Below are 14,373 nucleotides of genomic sequence, written 5' to 3' on the forward strand. Positions count from 1 at the left end.
TGTGATAATCAGTGGATGCCGCAGCGTAAGAAAAATGAGCTGCGTTCTATTCTAAAACCTCATCATCTAGCAAGGCACGGCATATGACCCCCCAGCGTAAGCAGCTTGCTAGGACTATGTTTCAGCTGAAAGTTTATCGCTCGGACGGTTTTGAGTATGAGAACCTTTTCGGTCAGATCATGGGGTATGCAAGGCCTCGTTTCCGAAAGGTAAAACCATACGGTAACCAGGGAGATCGTGGGAATGATGCCTATGAGCCTGATATAGGGCGGTTGTTGCCGCTGACCGAAAACTGACCCAGTAGAGGCTGTTCTGCCGACTGAAAACTGACCCAGGTGCTCAACTGCTTCTGCTCACTTTTTGAGCAGGAGAACACAGGGTGATCAGCATGGAAATGTTGGGAAAAATCCGGCGGATGTACTTCCGCGACAAGCTCTCGCTGCATCAGATAGCCAAGCGTACCGGGCTGTCGAGAAACACCATCCGAAAATGGGTCAGAGCGCCCGAAGCCAATCAACCAGCGTACCAACGGTGCGCATCCTTCAATAAGCTCAACCCTTTTCACGAGACCTTAGAGCAGGCGCTCAAGGCTGATTCGTTCCGGCCAAAACACAACCGTAGGAGCGCCAAGGCACTTTTTGAGCAGATCAAGGCCGAGGGTTATGACGGCGGTTACAGCCAGCTCACGGCGTTTGTCCGCTCTTGGCGGTGCGAGCAAGGCAAGTCTGTACGCGCTTTTGTACCGCTGACTTTTGCCCTCGGTGAGGCCTTTCAGTTTGACTGGAGCGAAGAAGGCCTGCTGATCGGTGGCCTGTTTCGACGTATCCAGGTCTCCCATATGAAGCTGTGCGCAAGTCGCGCGTTCTGGTTGGTTGCGTACCCCAGTCAAGGCCACGAGATGCTGTTTGATGCCCATACACGTTCGTTTGGAGCGTTGGGTGGCGTGCCACGTCGCGGCATCTACGACAACATGAAAACGGCTGTCGACAAGGTTAACAAAGGCAAAGGCCGCACGGTCAATGCCCGGTTTTCCGTGATGTGCGCGCACTATCTGTTCGATCCGGACTTCTGCAACGTGGCCTCTGGCTGGGAGAAAGGCATCGTCGAAAAGAACGTGCAAGACAGCCGGAGGCGAATCTGGCTCGATGCTCAAAATTGCATGTTCCATACCTTCGAGGAGCTGAACGTCTGGCTCGGCCAACGCTGTCGTACGCTCTGGGCTGAACTTGTACATCCGCAGTACAACGGTTTGACGGTGGCAGAAGTCCTGGAGCTGGAGCAGGCTGAAATGATGCCAATGCCGACGGCCTTTGATGGCTACGTGGAACGCACCGTCCGTGTCTCTAGCACCTGCCTGATCAGCGTGGCGCGCAATCGTTATTCGGTGCCTTGCGAGCGTGTGGGTCAATGGGTCAGCAGCCGTTTGTACCCTTCGCGAATCGTGGTCATTGCCGACGAAACGGTGATCGCCAGTCACGAGCGCCTCTTTGATCGAGATCAGATCGGTTTTGACTGGCAGCACTACATCCCACTCATCGAACGCAAGCCTGGTGCACTGCGCAATGGCGCTCCATTTGCTGATCTGCCAAAACCGTTACAGCTTCTTAAACGCGGACTGAGGCGTCACACCAACGGTGATCGAATCATGATGCAGGTACTGGCTGCTGTGCCCATCGCCGGTCTCGAACCAGTGCTGGTGGCGGTGGAGCTGGTACTTGAATCGGGAAGTCTGAGCGCCGATCACATCCTCAATGTCGTTGCCCGCCTGACCTCCACCGCACCACCTCCCTGTGTAGAAACCAGCCTGCAACTCAAAGTGGCGCCGGTTGCCAATACAGCACGCTACGACCGGCTCCGTACGACCGATGAGGAGAATCGCAATGCGTGACCTAATGACTGAACTCAAAGAACTGCGCCTGCACGGCATGGCCAGTGCTTGGGAAGAACTGGTCTCTCAAGGAACAGCGTCGACGGCTTCATCGAAATGGCTGCTGGAACATCTGCTTCAGCAGGAACATGCGGATCGCGCGGTGCGCTCGGTGAATCATCAGATGAACATGGCAAAACTCCCCATGCACCGTGACTTAGCTGGCTTTGACTTCAGCGCTTCCAGCGCTGATGCCCGGCTGGTCAGCGATCTATCCAGCTTGGCGTTCACTGAAACCGCGCAGAATGTCGTGTTCATCGGCGGCCCTGGCACCGGGAAAACACACCTGGCCAGTGCCTTGGCTGTATCCGGAATCACGGCCTACAACAAACGCGTGCGCTTCTTTTCCACGGTGGATCTGGTGAATCTGCTGGAGCGTGAGAAGTACGATGGCAAGGCAGGGCGAATCGCCCAGGCACTGCTGCGCACAGACCTGGTGATACTGGATGAACTCGGATATTTGCCCTTCAGCCAAAGCGGTGGCGCCCTGTTATTTCACCTGCTGTCCAAACTGTACGAACACACCAGCGTGGTCATCACCACCAACCTGAGCTTCTCGGAATGGTCGAGTGTGTTTGGCGACGCCAAGATGACCACCGCGTTGCTGGATCGGCTGACACACCACTGCCACATCGTCGAAACGGGCAACGAGTCCTACCGCCTACAACACAGCACATTGGCTGCCCAGACAAAGATCAAAACACGCGAACGAAAGCGAAAGGACGGAAATGATATCGAGGACGATGAGCCATTTTGATCCGCACCATAAATGCCCTGCTGCATGCGGTGGGGCTTGATGCGTCTTCAATCGGAACACTGCTGCTAAGCTTATCCACAATTGCTGGGGCAAAAATCAGCAATCCGTCCTGGGTCAATTTTCAATCGGCAGGGTGGGTCAGTTTTCAATCAGCGCCAACAGGCATTCCAAATATTGATAGCTCCGACTACCTAGACTACACAGTCTTAGCTGGCGTAATTAAACACATACTTGAAACTCCTTCACCCTTCAGCAGGAATTCGAAGCTGATAAGCCCAGACTTTGACGAGAAAATTGTTTTTAATGATCTGGAGCATAATGGCGATTGGCTTAGAGCTAAGCAGCGGGAAGTCTGGCAGATAGACGATTATTTTTCTAAAAACAGTGATTTTGCAAAGCAGACTTTACGAGACTCATTGGCAGCGTACTATGCTGAGAGCGTTATTTCCGTTCCCTCCGCGTCCGCCGGAAGCTCCGCTGGTGACTTGCGATTCGCCTACATCTTAGAGAAGATAGCACCGCACCATCCTTCCCCTTCGGTTGACCGACTGAGAAAGGATGCAGCGCTGGTGCTTATGTCTAAATATTTCGAAACGTGTGATATTTTCGAGGAGCCAAAAAATGTTTTTGCCAGCTAAACACATCACTTTTGCTGAGTCGCTTCTCGGTCTTGGGTCATTTGTACTGGCGAAGCTATCCGAACCTATGACTGTTGATCAAGTGTGGCGAGTGTTTGAGCGAGATTCAAAAAACTATCCGTCTTATCAAAATTTCGAAAATTTAGTTCTCGCGATTGATGCTCTATATGCCATTGGAGTAGTGAGTATTAATGAATATGGTGAGCTTGAACGGCGGGAAGTGGATGTTTCTATATGCGCTTAATTGAGCTGTATGCTAATCGCTCTAGCTTCAAGCGCGTAAAGTTTAATGAAGCCGGTGCGTCTTTAGTGGTCGGCTCGCGTAGGGATCCTCTGCATCTAGATGATGATACAAAGTCTTATAACGGAGTAGGCAAATCGCTTCTTGTAGAAATAATTCATTTCTGCCTAGGAGGAAGTACAAGCAAGGCGTTCAAGGAGCACTTGCCCGGGTGGGAATTCACCCTGATTACATTGTTGGGGGAGCGTCAGGTACAGATTGTCAGGTCAACTAGTAAGCAAGGAGAAGTTTACATTGATGGTAAGGCTCTAAAGTTAAAAAGCTACACGGATTTTTTGGCCAGGAATACGTTCCAGTTTTCGGACTCCATCAGCAGTAGCCAGCTCACGTTTAGAGCGCTTGTTTCACGTTTTATTAGACGTGCAAAGTCTGATTACAATGACCCTAGAATTACGACTTCTGATAGGGAACCCTATACTGTCCTTTTGAGGAATCTTTTTCTATTAGGTGTAGACGTTTCTCTGATTGAGAAAAAATTCCAGCTTAGATCTCGGCAGACGCAGCTTGAGCTTTTTGAGAAGAATTTCAAGGCAGACCCATTTATCAAAGAGTATTACACCGGTAACAAAGATGCGTCATTGCAGTCTGGTTTCCTCGAAGAGCAAGTTGCAAGACTCTCTAGTGATTTAGAAAAATTCACCGTTGCGGATGACTTTTACGATATTGAAAAATGGGCGAACCAACTCGCAGCTGAGTTAAGGGAGCTTAAGAATCGGCGGGTGATTGCAGAGAACGCGATAAAAAATATAATTCGAAGCTTGGAAACTCGAAATGATATCCCACTCGAGACTATCAAGAGCGTCTATGGGGAGCTGCTCAGTGCATTCAAGCCTGAAGCTTTAAAAAGCCTTGCGGAAGTCGAAGCGTTCCATAAAAGTATTATAAAAAACCGCGTCGCCCGCCTCAGCCAAGAGCGAAGCCGTATAGAGTTAGAGTTGAGTAGTATTGATTCTGACATTAAGGTAAAAAGTCTAGGTCTTGATCAGAAGCTCTCTTATCTTTCAGATAAACGAGCGTTAGATCAATATGCTGCAGTCAGCGCTCAGCTATCGGATGTTAAAGCAAAACTACATAAGCTAATGGACTATCAACAACTGCTACATCAGAGTAGAGAGGAAGCTGCTCAGGTCAAAATATCGTTGGCCGAACAAAATATAAAAACAAATACATATCTTGATGATACTGATGTTGAGCGCCGTGAAAAACTCTCGGTATTTTCGAAGCTCGCAAAACGGTTTTATCCGGAAGCTCCCGCTGGAATTGTTTTGAATAACAATTCTGGGGACAATAAGATTCGCTACGATTTTGATGTCCGTATTGAAGCTGATGGATCAGATGGTATAAATGCCGTTAAGCTTTTTTGCTATGACTTAACTGTAGCGATATTACGAGCAAATCACAATGTACGGTTTATTTGGCATGATAGCCGTCTCTTTAGTGATATCGATCCAAGGCAGCGTGCAGTTCTGTTTCAGGTGGCGATGCAGCTATCTAAACAATATGGCTTCCAATATATAGCGACTGTCAATGAAGACCAGATTGATACAATCCTTCCAGAACTGTCCGAGCAACAAAAGCAAGAGCTTTCTGAAAGTATTGTTCTGAAACTAAGCGATGATGGCCCTGAGGGTAAGCTTTTAGGGCTTCAGGTGGATATGCATTATCAGTAATTTTTTGTCTGTCCTTAGGATGATTGTGTTTAAAAAAATAGCGACCGCCCTAATGGTATTTATCGTATCAGGGCTACAGCTCTAAGTGTCTGTTATTGTTAGGTTTTGGTTTGAGCGGTGCTGAGTGATAGGGTTAAGCAGCGTTTTTTGGCGTTGAATAAACCGGTAAAATTCGTGCATGGCGATGGATCATCCATCCGAGGCGGATTTGATGAAAAATAATGATCATGGTGGCCCGTACTCTGCCTTTAATTGTTTGGTATTTGTAGTAAAGGCGATGGCTTCCGGAAGAGAGCTCATCCGGAAGCACCACACTTGATGTTTTTGTTGCGAACTTTGCTTCTGATTGCAAATGCCTTTGTCGTTTATTGTGAGATTGCTGAAAAGTTTATTGTCTTCATCACGCCACCAGTTGTAATGCAGCGGAAAGCGCTCGTTGCTTGAGGGACGCCCCTTGTCCGAACCATGCAGAGTCTATCCGATACTCAGTGCTTCTAGCTCGGCGTTCGTGGTCAATATATTCCGTCACCGCATTCAGAAGACCCCAAGCCGTACCGTTAGCGGAAGGCATGGTTGCACCTCTTCCAGCACCCTCGTAGAGGTTCTGTACTCTACGAAGAGCACGCTCATTAGGTATCACTTCTGGTATGGTTTTTTCTGGTGCAGTGCCACAAAGCACATTCATGAAAAAGCCGATAGCCTCATGCCATTGCACCTTGCGTTCCGCCAATGCTTGCATGCGGTACATGAACTCGTCCCACTGAGAGACTGCGACGCCCAGTTGCTTCTTTACTGCCTGCGGATCGAAGCGAGTATTATGCGGGACTTTGATTGCAGAAGGGCTACTATCTAGGGCGATGGCCAGGGTGTTATTGCAAACTACACGCACGGTGGTAGGCGTTGCGGTTGTAGCCAAGGTACCATCACAGGAGGTGGCTAGAAGCAAATAACAATTCACCTGGTCGGTACCCTTCAATGTCGCACCTTGTCCAGTACGGGCCAAAGCCCAGAACTTACGACCGCCTTTTAGCACTCCAGCAGTTTCCAATTCGTAGCCTGAGACTTCGGTAAGATCCCTGTAAAACTCCAATACCTCACGCGGCTGCACGACCTGGTAGCGCTGAGAAACCACTGACAACGGCGCCTTAGTGTCTGAGCGGTAAAGTACTTTCTGTTCAGGGTAGGTATGAATCGACCCTACAACACCGACGCTGTTGGACTTGAAATGGACTGGACTGTCCTGAATTTTCCAGTCCATGCCTGCTTCACGCTGCCATACTTCAATAGGTTGTTTTTCGGATAGTCTGTTTCCAAGGCCGTGCCATGGGGTAGCTCCGGTGTACGCCATATTTGCAATTAGGTGCGACATTATTTTCTCCCGACAGACATAAAAAAGGCCAGACATATAGTCTGGCCTCTTGTGAGTAATTACCGCGCCGCTTGGTACAATTATTGGGGGCTGGAGCGGGTCGTATTTAAGTGTTAATTCGAATACGTAAACTCGCCAGTATCTGTGGTTAGAGTAACTTCCCGAATATTGCAGCCGCCATTAGCAAATATTTTTAACTCGCCGCCGAACAGAATGTCTACCGGCATTTGATAAACAGATCTGCCGATGCAATTGCCCCTGTTTATTGTGTATCCCAGCAATTTTACTTTGTCAGCGACTGAGGTGACCACTATCGTTGGGACGCCTTGCATTTCGCCAACAGATATTTCGAGTGGTAGTTTATCCGCTTTTGAGCAAGCCGATATGGACATTAGCGTGGTCAATAGCAAAGGACCGAATATAGGTCTCATCGTCTCTCCGAGATTGGTCTAGACCCAAAAGAAGTCTGATAAGTGCGGCGGTCGTACGTGTTAGTTGCAATTACGTTGTGCTTGGAAGTCAAAGTCACGAATCTTTCCCCACCCTACGATTTTTCCAGCGTTGACCTGTGGGTCGGCCAGCGAATAGTCCGGAACCGTAACGAGCTTAATAAAGCCTTTCTCTTCAGCGCTGATTTGATAAGCCTCCATTGAAACAAGCGGCTTGATAGCTGCCTGTGGTGACGGCTGATCAGAGATGTCGATGGCATGTACAAACGACAGATTGCCGTTGGGTAGGATTTTGGTTTTCGGGAATACGCATTGGCCAACATGGCTTGAGGCATTTGCACCACTCGCCGCGAGGAAACCTATCACGATAAAAGAAAGTACCTTTTTCACATTACTCCTTAAGACGGCTCAAAATGGGTCGTAAATACCGTGGCCGTATAGGCATCATATCTACACCATCGTCGCCATGACAAGAGTCTCCGGTGCGCGCGACGAAGATGCTAACCTGGCCCGGTTCGGGGTAGCGGTGCGTGCTCGACGCAACGTCCTGTGCCTCTCTCAAGAGGCGCTCGCCGATCTTGCGGGGATTGACCGGTCCCACATGGGGAAGATTGAACGAGGGGAAAGGAACGTCACGTTCCTGAATATCGTTAAGATCGCAGAATCCTTGGCCTGCAAGCCTTCGGATTTGCTGAACGATGCAGGACTGTAGGCTCTGAATTGGGCTATACACGGCTGCTGAAGCAGAAGCCGCAATCCAAGCATTCGAAGTTATCAAGCACTTCTTCGTCGACGGCCTGGCCCAACTTCGCTCCTGCGACCCCGCCCGCTGCCCCGCCCAACAGCCCGCCAAAGATAGCGCCAGCTACTGACCCTAACGTCAGTCCGATAGGACCCGCGAATGAGCCGATAAGCGCTCCTGCTTCGGCACCGCTCATTGCGCCGGTCAAGCCTCCAACGGCGCCCGTGACGCCCCCTACAGCACCCCCTACCTTTTTCCCGTAGTTCTTCGTTTTCACGTGAGTGGAATCGCAGCTTGAACAAATCATTTTTTATACCCTTAGGTGATGTTTTGATTGGTCGTGAAAGCGGTGGTTTGCTAATTCAAATGAAATTGCCAGCTCTCAGATGGGTGATATATGTCCAATTTTTTCTAGGCTGGCTTCTCAGCTGGGATTACCAGCGTAGGCCCAGGTTGGCGGGCTAAGGATCTAACTTTAGGGGAGGTAGGAACCAATTTTGCGAGCTGGAGTGCTCTGGCAGAGGCCACGTCGACACCGATGGATGACAGCGCTCCAGGTTGGGCTGCGCGATTGGTTCGCTGCGGTAAAAAAATACACGGCAGCGCTTGGCTACGCTCCGGTAGGACAGTCGCATAAGCTGGAAACACACCCAACTTGCGGCCTATAGGAGACAGACATGAAAGCTGCCACTGGCGACGTTTTGAAGATACTTGTCAACGCCAACTAAAAAGTGACCCCCTTCCGTGCTAAATCGCCAACTTAGTTTTGACCCCCCTCGGGTTCATATTTTCGAGCCGGTTCGGCCCGAGACGATTTGATTCCTGCTTTGCGCTTGTCCTTGAGTCGATAGCTTTCACCTGTCATCTGCACGATATGGGCATGATGTAACAGCCTGTCCAGCATGGCCGCTGTCAGTGTTTGATCATCCGCAAAGGTTCCGGCCCACTGGGTAAACGGCAAGTTACTCGTGAGGATCAGGCTGCCTTGCTCGTAGCGCTTGGCGACAACATTGAAGAACAGGTTGGCTTCATCACGACCAAACGGCAGGTAACCGATTTCATCGATGACCAACAACCCGGGGGCCATCACCACACGACTGAAGTATTCCTTGAGCCGTTCCTGGCGGTGCGCAGCGGTCAGTTGCAGCATCAAGTCAGCCGCAGTGACGAAGCGGGTTTTGATACCGGCCATCACTGCCCGGTAGGCCAGGGCGATGGCCAGGTGGCTCTTGCCTACACCACTAGGCCCCAGGAACACGATGTTCTCGGTACGCCCAACAAAACTCAATGCTGCCAGCTCCTGGAGCTGTGCCCGGGGGACGCCGGTGGCAAACGCGAAGTCGTATTGCTCCAGCGTTTTCACGGCGGGCAGCGCGGCAGTTTTCAGCAGGGCCTGTCGAGAGCGTTCACTTCGGGCATCGGTCTCGGCAGCCAGCAGCTTTTCGAGGAAGTCGGCAAAGCTGTCTTCGCCGCTTGCTGCTTGTTGGGCAAGGTGCGGCCAGTCCACCCCGACGCGCTCAAGCTTTAGCCCCTTGCATAGTTCTGTCAGGCGAGCATGTTGAAGGTTCATGCTCTCACCTCCAGCAGTTGCTCATAAACCGACAGCGGATGCTGCAAGCTCTCGTACGGCAGGACCCGCCCCAGGCGTAGGCCTTGGGCGGGTTGTGGGCGCAGGCTCTGTGTTGGCAGTGGTAATAGTACCTGCTGCTCTTCGGCCAGACGTACCGCTGGTTGAACACCCGTCGTGCCGTGAATCCGCTGATGAGCGACTTCGTCGAGCCATTGGCCGATATGTGCGTTGGCCGTCACCACATCCAGCGTCAGACCCGCACTCTTGAGCGTAGCGGCCAACGGGGTAATGAAACTGCCCTTCAGATACCCGTTGAAGCGCTCAACCTTGCCCTTGGTCTGGGCACGGTAAGGGCGGCAGACCTTGGGAATAAAACCAAACTCATCGGCCAGCGCAGCCAATCGGGGATGCCAACGGTGCAGGCCCTCCCCAAAAGCGTCTCGCTCGGTGATGATGGTTCCGGCGTTATCAAACAATGCCTGCTCGGGCACGCCGCCAAAGTAAGCGAACGCCTCCCGAAGCCCTGTCAGCCAGGCTTCGCTGTCCTCTCGCTCGGAGAAACGGACAAAGCTTGCTCGACTAAAACCAAGTGTCGCCACGAACGCCTTAAGCGGCTGACGGCCTCGTCGAATGGTGGTGAAGTCCACCTGCATCTGCTTGCCGGGCAGAGTTTCGAAACGTACCACCGGCTCTTCTGCCTTACGTTTGAAGGGGCGAATATAAGCCTTCAGACGACTGACGCCGCCGCTGTACCCCAATGCCGTGATCTCACGCAGCAGGACGGTCGCCGGAATCCAGTGCGGGCGCGCTGCCTCAATACGCTCATGCAGGTAGTCCTTGAAGGGGTCGATTTTGCACGGACGTGCGGGTCTCACCTTGTCACTGGGTAGCGACCGGGCCTTTCGCAGGTACTTGCGCACGGTGTTACGCGAAATACCCAGCTCACGGGCGATGAATTTGATGCCATGGCCCTGACGGGCCAATACTTTAATTTCCACAGACTGCTCCTGGGTCAACATATTGGCAGCTCAAAGCCGCCAGTTTTACCCAGGGGGTCAATTCTAGGTTGGCGTTAGGGGGTCATTTTTACAGTGGCGGTGACAGATACTGCGCCTGCGTCAGGTCCAGGACCGGATTGGCCTTAGTCGCTCCACGATCTACGATCGCATGGACCCAAATTCACCTCGCTTCGATAGCACGTTTCCCCGTCCTGTGAAGTTAGGCGCATCTGCTATTGGCTGGTTTGAATCTGCTATCACTGAATGGTTGAAGCAACGTTTTAGCCAGTAGCGTTGGAGGGCGCTAGGTACTAACTTTAGTTTTGATTTTTTATAGCTATGTTGAATTGTTTGTGTCTTGCTGGCGGAATATTGCTTGTTGGTACGATTATTCATATTTCGAATTTAGGATCTTATGTTATTACCCTGTAGGGATAAGCACCTGAAGGTGTATGGTTTTGATGTCGTGGAGTGCTCACCCTTCAAAGGGGTGATGGCTTCTTATCCGATCATTACATTGAAACAAGAAAATGCTAACCCCAGAAGAAATCCTGAATTCCCATATTGACGACCTCCTGTTAGAGTCGGTTACTTCTGATAAAACGTCCCAAGACTTATCGAATGCTATAAATGCGATCGGGGACCTAGCGAATGTTGTTGCAGCAACAAAGCTGATAGCTGGTTCAAGTGGCACGTTGTTCAATACGTCCAAGAAAGGAATTAAGCAGGACCGTAAAGTCAAGTCGTTGGCGGCCTCTATTAAAGCAGCAATAAGCATTGACTATGACAAATTCGACACCCTATTTCCATATAGCGAACTGAATCCGTACTTTGGAATCTTCAAAAAGCAAGTCCAGGCTCTTGAACTGAATCTCCTAGAGGAAAATAAACTGCTTCATCCTATTAGCGAGGAAGAATCAGAGAGCTCTGCGGTAAAGCTGAATCAATTTGTTGATAATGTTCGCCAGGCAGCTAAAGCGCAGGCGTTTGTGAAGGAAATTCGGCATCACGCTAGGAACTCAAATAAGAACCAAGCAAGTCTTAATGCTTTTATAGATAAGCTGTTTTACCACAAATCTAAACTCCGTGTAATTCGCGTCGATTTGGAGTATGGGCGAGAGCATGGTCTTGATAGTGATGCACCTATAAAGTACGAAGAGGCGGTCAGGCATCGAGAGGTTTTAATTAGTGACTTGAGGAAGCGTTTATATAAAGGCTCTTTCGTCGGATTCGTTTGGAAGCTCGAGTACGGTTTGATGAACACGTTTCACTACCACATGCTGATATTTCTAGATGCCTCTAAGGTTCGTGGAGATATTAACGCCGGATGGCGAATTGGTCGTCATTGGGAAGATGTAGTTACAGGAGGGAAAGGGAGATTTTGGAACTGTAATGCGAACAAGAGTGGCTATCGGGAATGTGGGATAGGAGAAATACCACACAGCTCTCCAGAGCTAATGGCCAATTTAAAAAAAGCAGCGAGTTATCTGGTCAAGGCTGACTACTATATTCGGTCTGCGATACCTGGGAAAGGAAGGGCTTTCGGGAAAGGAGCTGAAATCCCTAAAGTTAAATCTAATCGCGGTCGTCCAAGAGAGAAATAAAAATGGCGCCCTAATTAGGGCGCCATTCTTATTTCTGATCTCTCATTTTACTTTTGCAGGTGCAGCATTCGCTTTGTAAGCCTCAATTATTTCCGGGTTTCCTGTGCTTTTTAGCCACTTGTCTGCTGTCTCATAAACGTCAGAAATTACGACCTTTAGCTCGGGAGCGTTCGATATAAATGCTTTTAAATCTTCATGGATTGCCTCGACAGCTTGCTTCTTAGTGCGCCATCCTCCAATAGGCTTACGATCTCTCAGCAGTTCAATCATGCGATCACGAATCGGACGATATAATTCGCTAGTTGCTTTGCCGCCTTTTTGCCTACCCGGTTCTCCATTTTTTAAGACTCGTTGAGCTTCTTGTTCCTGATGAACTATACCTGCGGCTGATTCCGCTGTTGCTATCAGGTAGCTAACGTTGCATAGCAGCGGCCACACCGCCGTCTCTTGAACTTTATGAACCTTCTTTTTCGCATATATGAATGCGACGGAAGATTTTTTAAACAGAGCTTGATAACGGACTATTATATTTTTAGAAAATATTGCATCAGCATTTATGTCTGCTAAGGTATCTTGAGTGAAAACACCACTCTCGATTTCTTGAGTAAGCTTGTCTAGGTACTTATCGAGATTCTCAGGGTCATTAATGGCGAGGCTTACTTCTTGTAGCTTTTCATATTGCCACTGGATGGTATCTGCTAGTCCTCTAGGAATGTTTGGGAAAAAGCTGTCACGTGGAAGCTTGTTAAGTTCGGTCATTATTGGTCCACTTCGTTAAGAGCCTAGCCTAGCCTAGTTATACATGATTAAGCGTCGTTTATTAATGACGGCGGTTAGCGAATAGACAACTTCAGTCTGGTCTCGCTCGTCATACGCTAGCGCTATCTTACAACCTTGGTGAGAATGATGGGGATTTACGCGCCTAGTCCCAATTTAAGACCGGCAACTATGCCTGGAAAGTCCCGCGCAATTGATGTAATGCACCGCCGAAGTTACTGCGTTACCGGGCTATATCCAGATTGTCATTGATCGCGGACATCGAAAGGCTTCCGATAGCAGCTTCCTGAATATGCTCGCTCCACCATTTCATCATTGGCCTTCGGCGTTCGATGTAATCAGCCCGGTTATAGGCGCTGCGCACCTCATCTTTGTCCACGTGAGCCAGCGCGACCTCGATTAGTTCAGCATCCCACCCGTGTTCGTTGAGGATGGTACTGGCCATCGAGCGCATGCCGTGGCTAACCAGACGGCCTTCGAACCCCATACGCTTCAGAGCCATGTTCGCTGTTTGGCTGTTGCAGTGGGTACGGGGATTGCGATCAGCCGGGAAGACATACTCGCGGTGCCCACTAAGCGGCTTTATCGCGTGCAGGAGCCCCAGAGTCTGTTCCGTGAGCGGGATGATGTGTGTGCGCCGCTTTTTCATTCGCTCTGGCGGTATTGTCCAGATCTTCTTCTCTACGTCGATGTCTTCCCAGCGTGCTGTAGCTGCCTCCGCCGGACGAGTCATGGTGTGAAGCTGCCATTCGATCAGACAGCGAGTAGTCCTTTTTATGCTGGCATTGGCAACTGTAACCATGAGTTCTTTCAGCTCATCGGGCGCAAGTGCCGCCATGTTTTTCTTTTTTGGTTTCTTAAATACGGAGCGAATCCCGCTGAGGGGGTTCGAGTGAATCAAGCCGGAATTCACCCCATAAGTCATGATTTCGTTCAGGCGCTGGCTCAGTCGCTTCACGGTTTCAAGGCTGCCTTTGGTCTCAAGTGGCCTAAGCAATTTGATGACCGCCGGAGCAGTGATCCCTGAGATCGGGGTAGCGGCCAAGTCGGGAAAGAGGTGCAGCGTGAGCGACCGCCAGATGTCTTCAGCATAAGCAGTAGTAACCGAGTCTTTCTTAAGCTCGAACCATGCAGTTGCTACGTTTTTAAAGGTATGTTCCGTAGTCGCTCTTAATGTTTGACGATCTTCGTCACGCTTCGCTTTCGGATCGAGCCCCTGCGCCACCAGCTCCCTGGCCTCGACCGTCCGTTTCCTGGCTTGGGCCAAACTCACCTCCGGAAACGTACCCAGCCCCATATTGATCCGCTTTTTGGTTACTGGGTGAATGTAGTTAAAATTCCACAGCTTTGAGCCATTGGCTCTCACTCTCATCTGAAGGCCGTCGCCGTCGGTGAGGATGTAGTCTTTTTCCTTTGGTTTCGCTGCTTTGACTTTGACATCTGAAAGCCGCGTAGCTTGGGCACCCATGAGAATCTCCGATACTGCGTGTATTCCAAAAAATAGCAGTCGTGGGCTTGGAATACCACGTGGAATACACGAATTGTAGGATGAGCTCAGACACCATCGGACC

14 protein-coding genes are annotated in these 14,373 nt (G+C 50.2%); 8 read left to right on the top strand and 6 right to left on the bottom strand.

Features of this window, described 5'->3' with window-relative positions:
- Positions 1–388 precede the first annotated feature (388 nt).
- The 5 genes from istA (AC4ANK_RS27450) to AC4ANK_RS27470 are packed head-to-tail and all read left to right on the top strand — an operon-like array spanning position 389 to position 5,293.
- Positions 389–1,888, top strand: a complete 1,500-nt coding sequence (gene istA / locus AC4ANK_RS27450) for an IS21-like element ISPsy20 family transposase (RefSeq protein ID WP_122302115.1) — start codon at positions 389–391, stop codon at positions 1,886–1,888.
- Positions 1,881–2,684 (top strand): IS21-like element ISPsy20 family helper ATPase IstB, encoded by an 804-nt coding sequence (istB, locus tag AC4ANK_RS27455; protein ID WP_031598096.1) that lies wholly within the window; start codon positions 1,881–1,883, stop codon positions 2,682–2,684. The genes istA (AC4ANK_RS27450) and istB (AC4ANK_RS27455) overlap by 8 nt, the downstream gene beginning before the upstream one ends.
- Entirely contained in the window at positions 2,681–3,322 is a 642-nt protein-coding gene (locus AC4ANK_RS27460) for an ABC-three component system protein (RefSeq protein WP_460383788.1), read from the top strand. The genes istB (AC4ANK_RS27455) and AC4ANK_RS27460 overlap by 4 nt, the downstream gene beginning before the upstream one ends.
- Positions 3,306–3,566 carry an ABC-three component system middle component 6 gene (locus AC4ANK_RS27465; RefSeq protein ID WP_460383376.1) on the top strand — a complete coding sequence of 87 codons (261 nt, stop codon included), beginning with the start codon at positions 3,306–3,308 and terminating at the stop codon, positions 3,564–3,566. The genes AC4ANK_RS27460 and AC4ANK_RS27465 overlap by 17 nt, the downstream gene beginning before the upstream one ends.
- Positions 3,557–5,293: a DUF2326 domain-containing protein gene (locus AC4ANK_RS27470; protein ID WP_460383374.1), complete on the top strand. Its 1,737-nt coding sequence runs from the start codon at positions 3,557–3,559 to the stop codon at positions 5,291–5,293. The genes AC4ANK_RS27465 and AC4ANK_RS27470 overlap by 10 nt, the downstream gene beginning before the upstream one ends.
- Before the next feature lie 400 nt (positions 5,294–5,693).
- Here AC4ANK_RS27470 and AC4ANK_RS27475 read toward each other — a convergent pair whose 3' ends face one another.
- Together AC4ANK_RS27475 and AC4ANK_RS27480 are read right to left on the bottom strand one after the other, a co-directional pair.
- Positions 5,694–6,662 (bottom strand): DUF932 domain-containing protein, encoded by a 969-nt coding sequence (locus tag AC4ANK_RS27475; RefSeq protein WP_460383372.1) that lies wholly within the window; start codon positions 6,660–6,662, stop codon positions 5,694–5,696.
- A gap of 491 nt (positions 6,663–7,153) precedes the next feature.
- Positions 7,154–7,501 (bottom strand): hypothetical protein, encoded by a 348-nt coding sequence (locus tag AC4ANK_RS27480; protein WP_460383370.1) that lies wholly within the window; start codon positions 7,499–7,501, stop codon positions 7,154–7,156.
- A 76-nt stretch (positions 7,502–7,577) separates the two neighbouring features.
- Between AC4ANK_RS27480 and AC4ANK_RS27485 the strand changes: the two genes are divergently transcribed.
- Entirely contained in the window at positions 7,578–7,823 is a 246-nt protein-coding gene (locus AC4ANK_RS27485) for a helix-turn-helix domain-containing protein (protein WP_460383368.1), read from the top strand.
- Positions 7,824–8,613: 790 nt separating this feature from the next.
- Here the strand turns inward: AC4ANK_RS27485 and istB (AC4ANK_RS27490) are convergent.
- Together istB (AC4ANK_RS27490) and istA (AC4ANK_RS27495) are read right to left on the bottom strand one after the other, a co-directional pair.
- Positions 8,614–9,423, bottom strand: a complete 810-nt coding sequence (gene istB / locus AC4ANK_RS27490) for an IS21-like element ISPsy4 family helper ATPase IstB (protein WP_460383172.1) — start codon at positions 9,421–9,423, stop codon at positions 8,614–8,616.
- On the bottom strand, positions 9,420–10,442 hold the full coding sequence (gene istA, locus AC4ANK_RS27495; protein ID WP_460383174.1) for an IS21-like element ISPsy4 family transposase: 1,023 nt from the start codon (positions 10,440–10,442) through the stop codon (positions 9,420–9,422). The genes istB (AC4ANK_RS27490) and istA (AC4ANK_RS27495) overlap by 4 nt, the downstream gene beginning before the upstream one ends.
- A 94-nt stretch (positions 10,443–10,536) precedes the next feature.
- Between istA (AC4ANK_RS27495) and AC4ANK_RS27500 the strand changes: the two genes are divergently transcribed.
- Entirely contained in the window at positions 10,537–10,713 is a 177-nt protein-coding gene (locus tag AC4ANK_RS27500) for a helix-turn-helix transcriptional regulator (RefSeq protein ID WP_460385228.1), read from the top strand.
- Between the two features lie 238 nt (positions 10,714–10,951).
- Positions 10,952–12,025, top strand: coding sequence for a YagK/YfjJ domain-containing protein (locus AC4ANK_RS27505; RefSeq protein ID WP_460383364.1), 1,074 nt, complete (start codon positions 10,952–10,954; stop codon positions 12,023–12,025).
- A gap of 42 nt (positions 12,026–12,067) precedes the next feature.
- On the opposite strand, the gene AC4ANK_RS27510 is transcribed toward AC4ANK_RS27505, so the two are convergent.
- Together AC4ANK_RS27510 and AC4ANK_RS27515 are read right to left on the bottom strand one after the other, a co-directional pair.
- Positions 12,068–12,784, bottom strand: coding sequence for a hypothetical protein (locus AC4ANK_RS27510; protein WP_460383362.1), 717 nt, complete (start codon positions 12,782–12,784; stop codon positions 12,068–12,070).
- A 241-nt stretch (positions 12,785–13,025) separates the two neighbouring features.
- Complete coding sequence (locus tag AC4ANK_RS27515; protein ID WP_460383360.1) at positions 13,026–14,270, bottom strand: integrase domain-containing protein; 1,245 nt, start codon at positions 14,268–14,270, stop codon at positions 13,026–13,028.
- Positions 14,271–14,373: the final 103 nt, after the last annotated feature.

This window comes from Pseudomonas sp. Pmew2 (assembly GCF_058129885.1).

What these genes read in the sequence shown, in the direction of transcription:
- istA (WP_460383174.1), bottom strand. Translation starts at nt 10,442, where the DNA reads ATGTTGACCCAGGAGCAGTCTGTGGAAATTAAAGTATTGGCCCGTCAG.
- AC4ANK_RS27465 (WP_460383376.1), top strand. Translation starts at nt 3,306, where the DNA reads ATGTTTTTGCCAGCTAAACACATCACTTTTGCTGAGTCGCTTCTCGGT.
- AC4ANK_RS27475 (WP_460383372.1), bottom strand. Translation starts at nt 6,662, where the DNA reads ATGTCGCACCTAATTGCAAATATGGCGTACACCGGAGCTACCCCATGG.
- istB (WP_460383172.1), bottom strand. Translation starts at nt 9,423, where the DNA reads ATGAACCTTCAACATGCTCGCCTGACAGAACTATGCAAGGGGCTAAAG.
- AC4ANK_RS27505 (WP_460383364.1), top strand. Translation starts at nt 10,952, where the DNA reads ATGCTAACCCCAGAAGAAATCCTGAATTCCCATATTGACGACCTCCTG.
- AC4ANK_RS27470 (WP_460383374.1), top strand. Translation starts at nt 3,557, where the DNA reads ATGCGCTTAATTGAGCTGTATGCTAATCGCTCTAGCTTCAAGCGCGTA.
- AC4ANK_RS27515 (WP_460383360.1), bottom strand. Translation starts at nt 14,270, where the DNA reads ATGGGTGCCCAAGCTACGCGGCTTTCAGATGTCAAAGTCAAAGCAGCG.
- AC4ANK_RS27510 (WP_460383362.1), bottom strand. Translation starts at nt 12,784, where the DNA reads ATGACCGAACTTAACAAGCTTCCACGTGACAGCTTTTTCCCAAACATT.
- AC4ANK_RS27485 (WP_460383368.1), top strand. Translation starts at nt 7,578, where the DNA reads ATGACAAGAGTCTCCGGTGCGCGCGACGAAGATGCTAACCTGGCCCGG.
- istB (WP_031598096.1), top strand. Translation starts at nt 1,881, where the DNA reads ATGCGTGACCTAATGACTGAACTCAAAGAACTGCGCCTGCACGGCATG.
- istA (WP_122302115.1), top strand. Translation starts at nt 389, where the DNA reads ATGGAAATGTTGGGAAAAATCCGGCGGATGTACTTCCGCGACAAGCTC.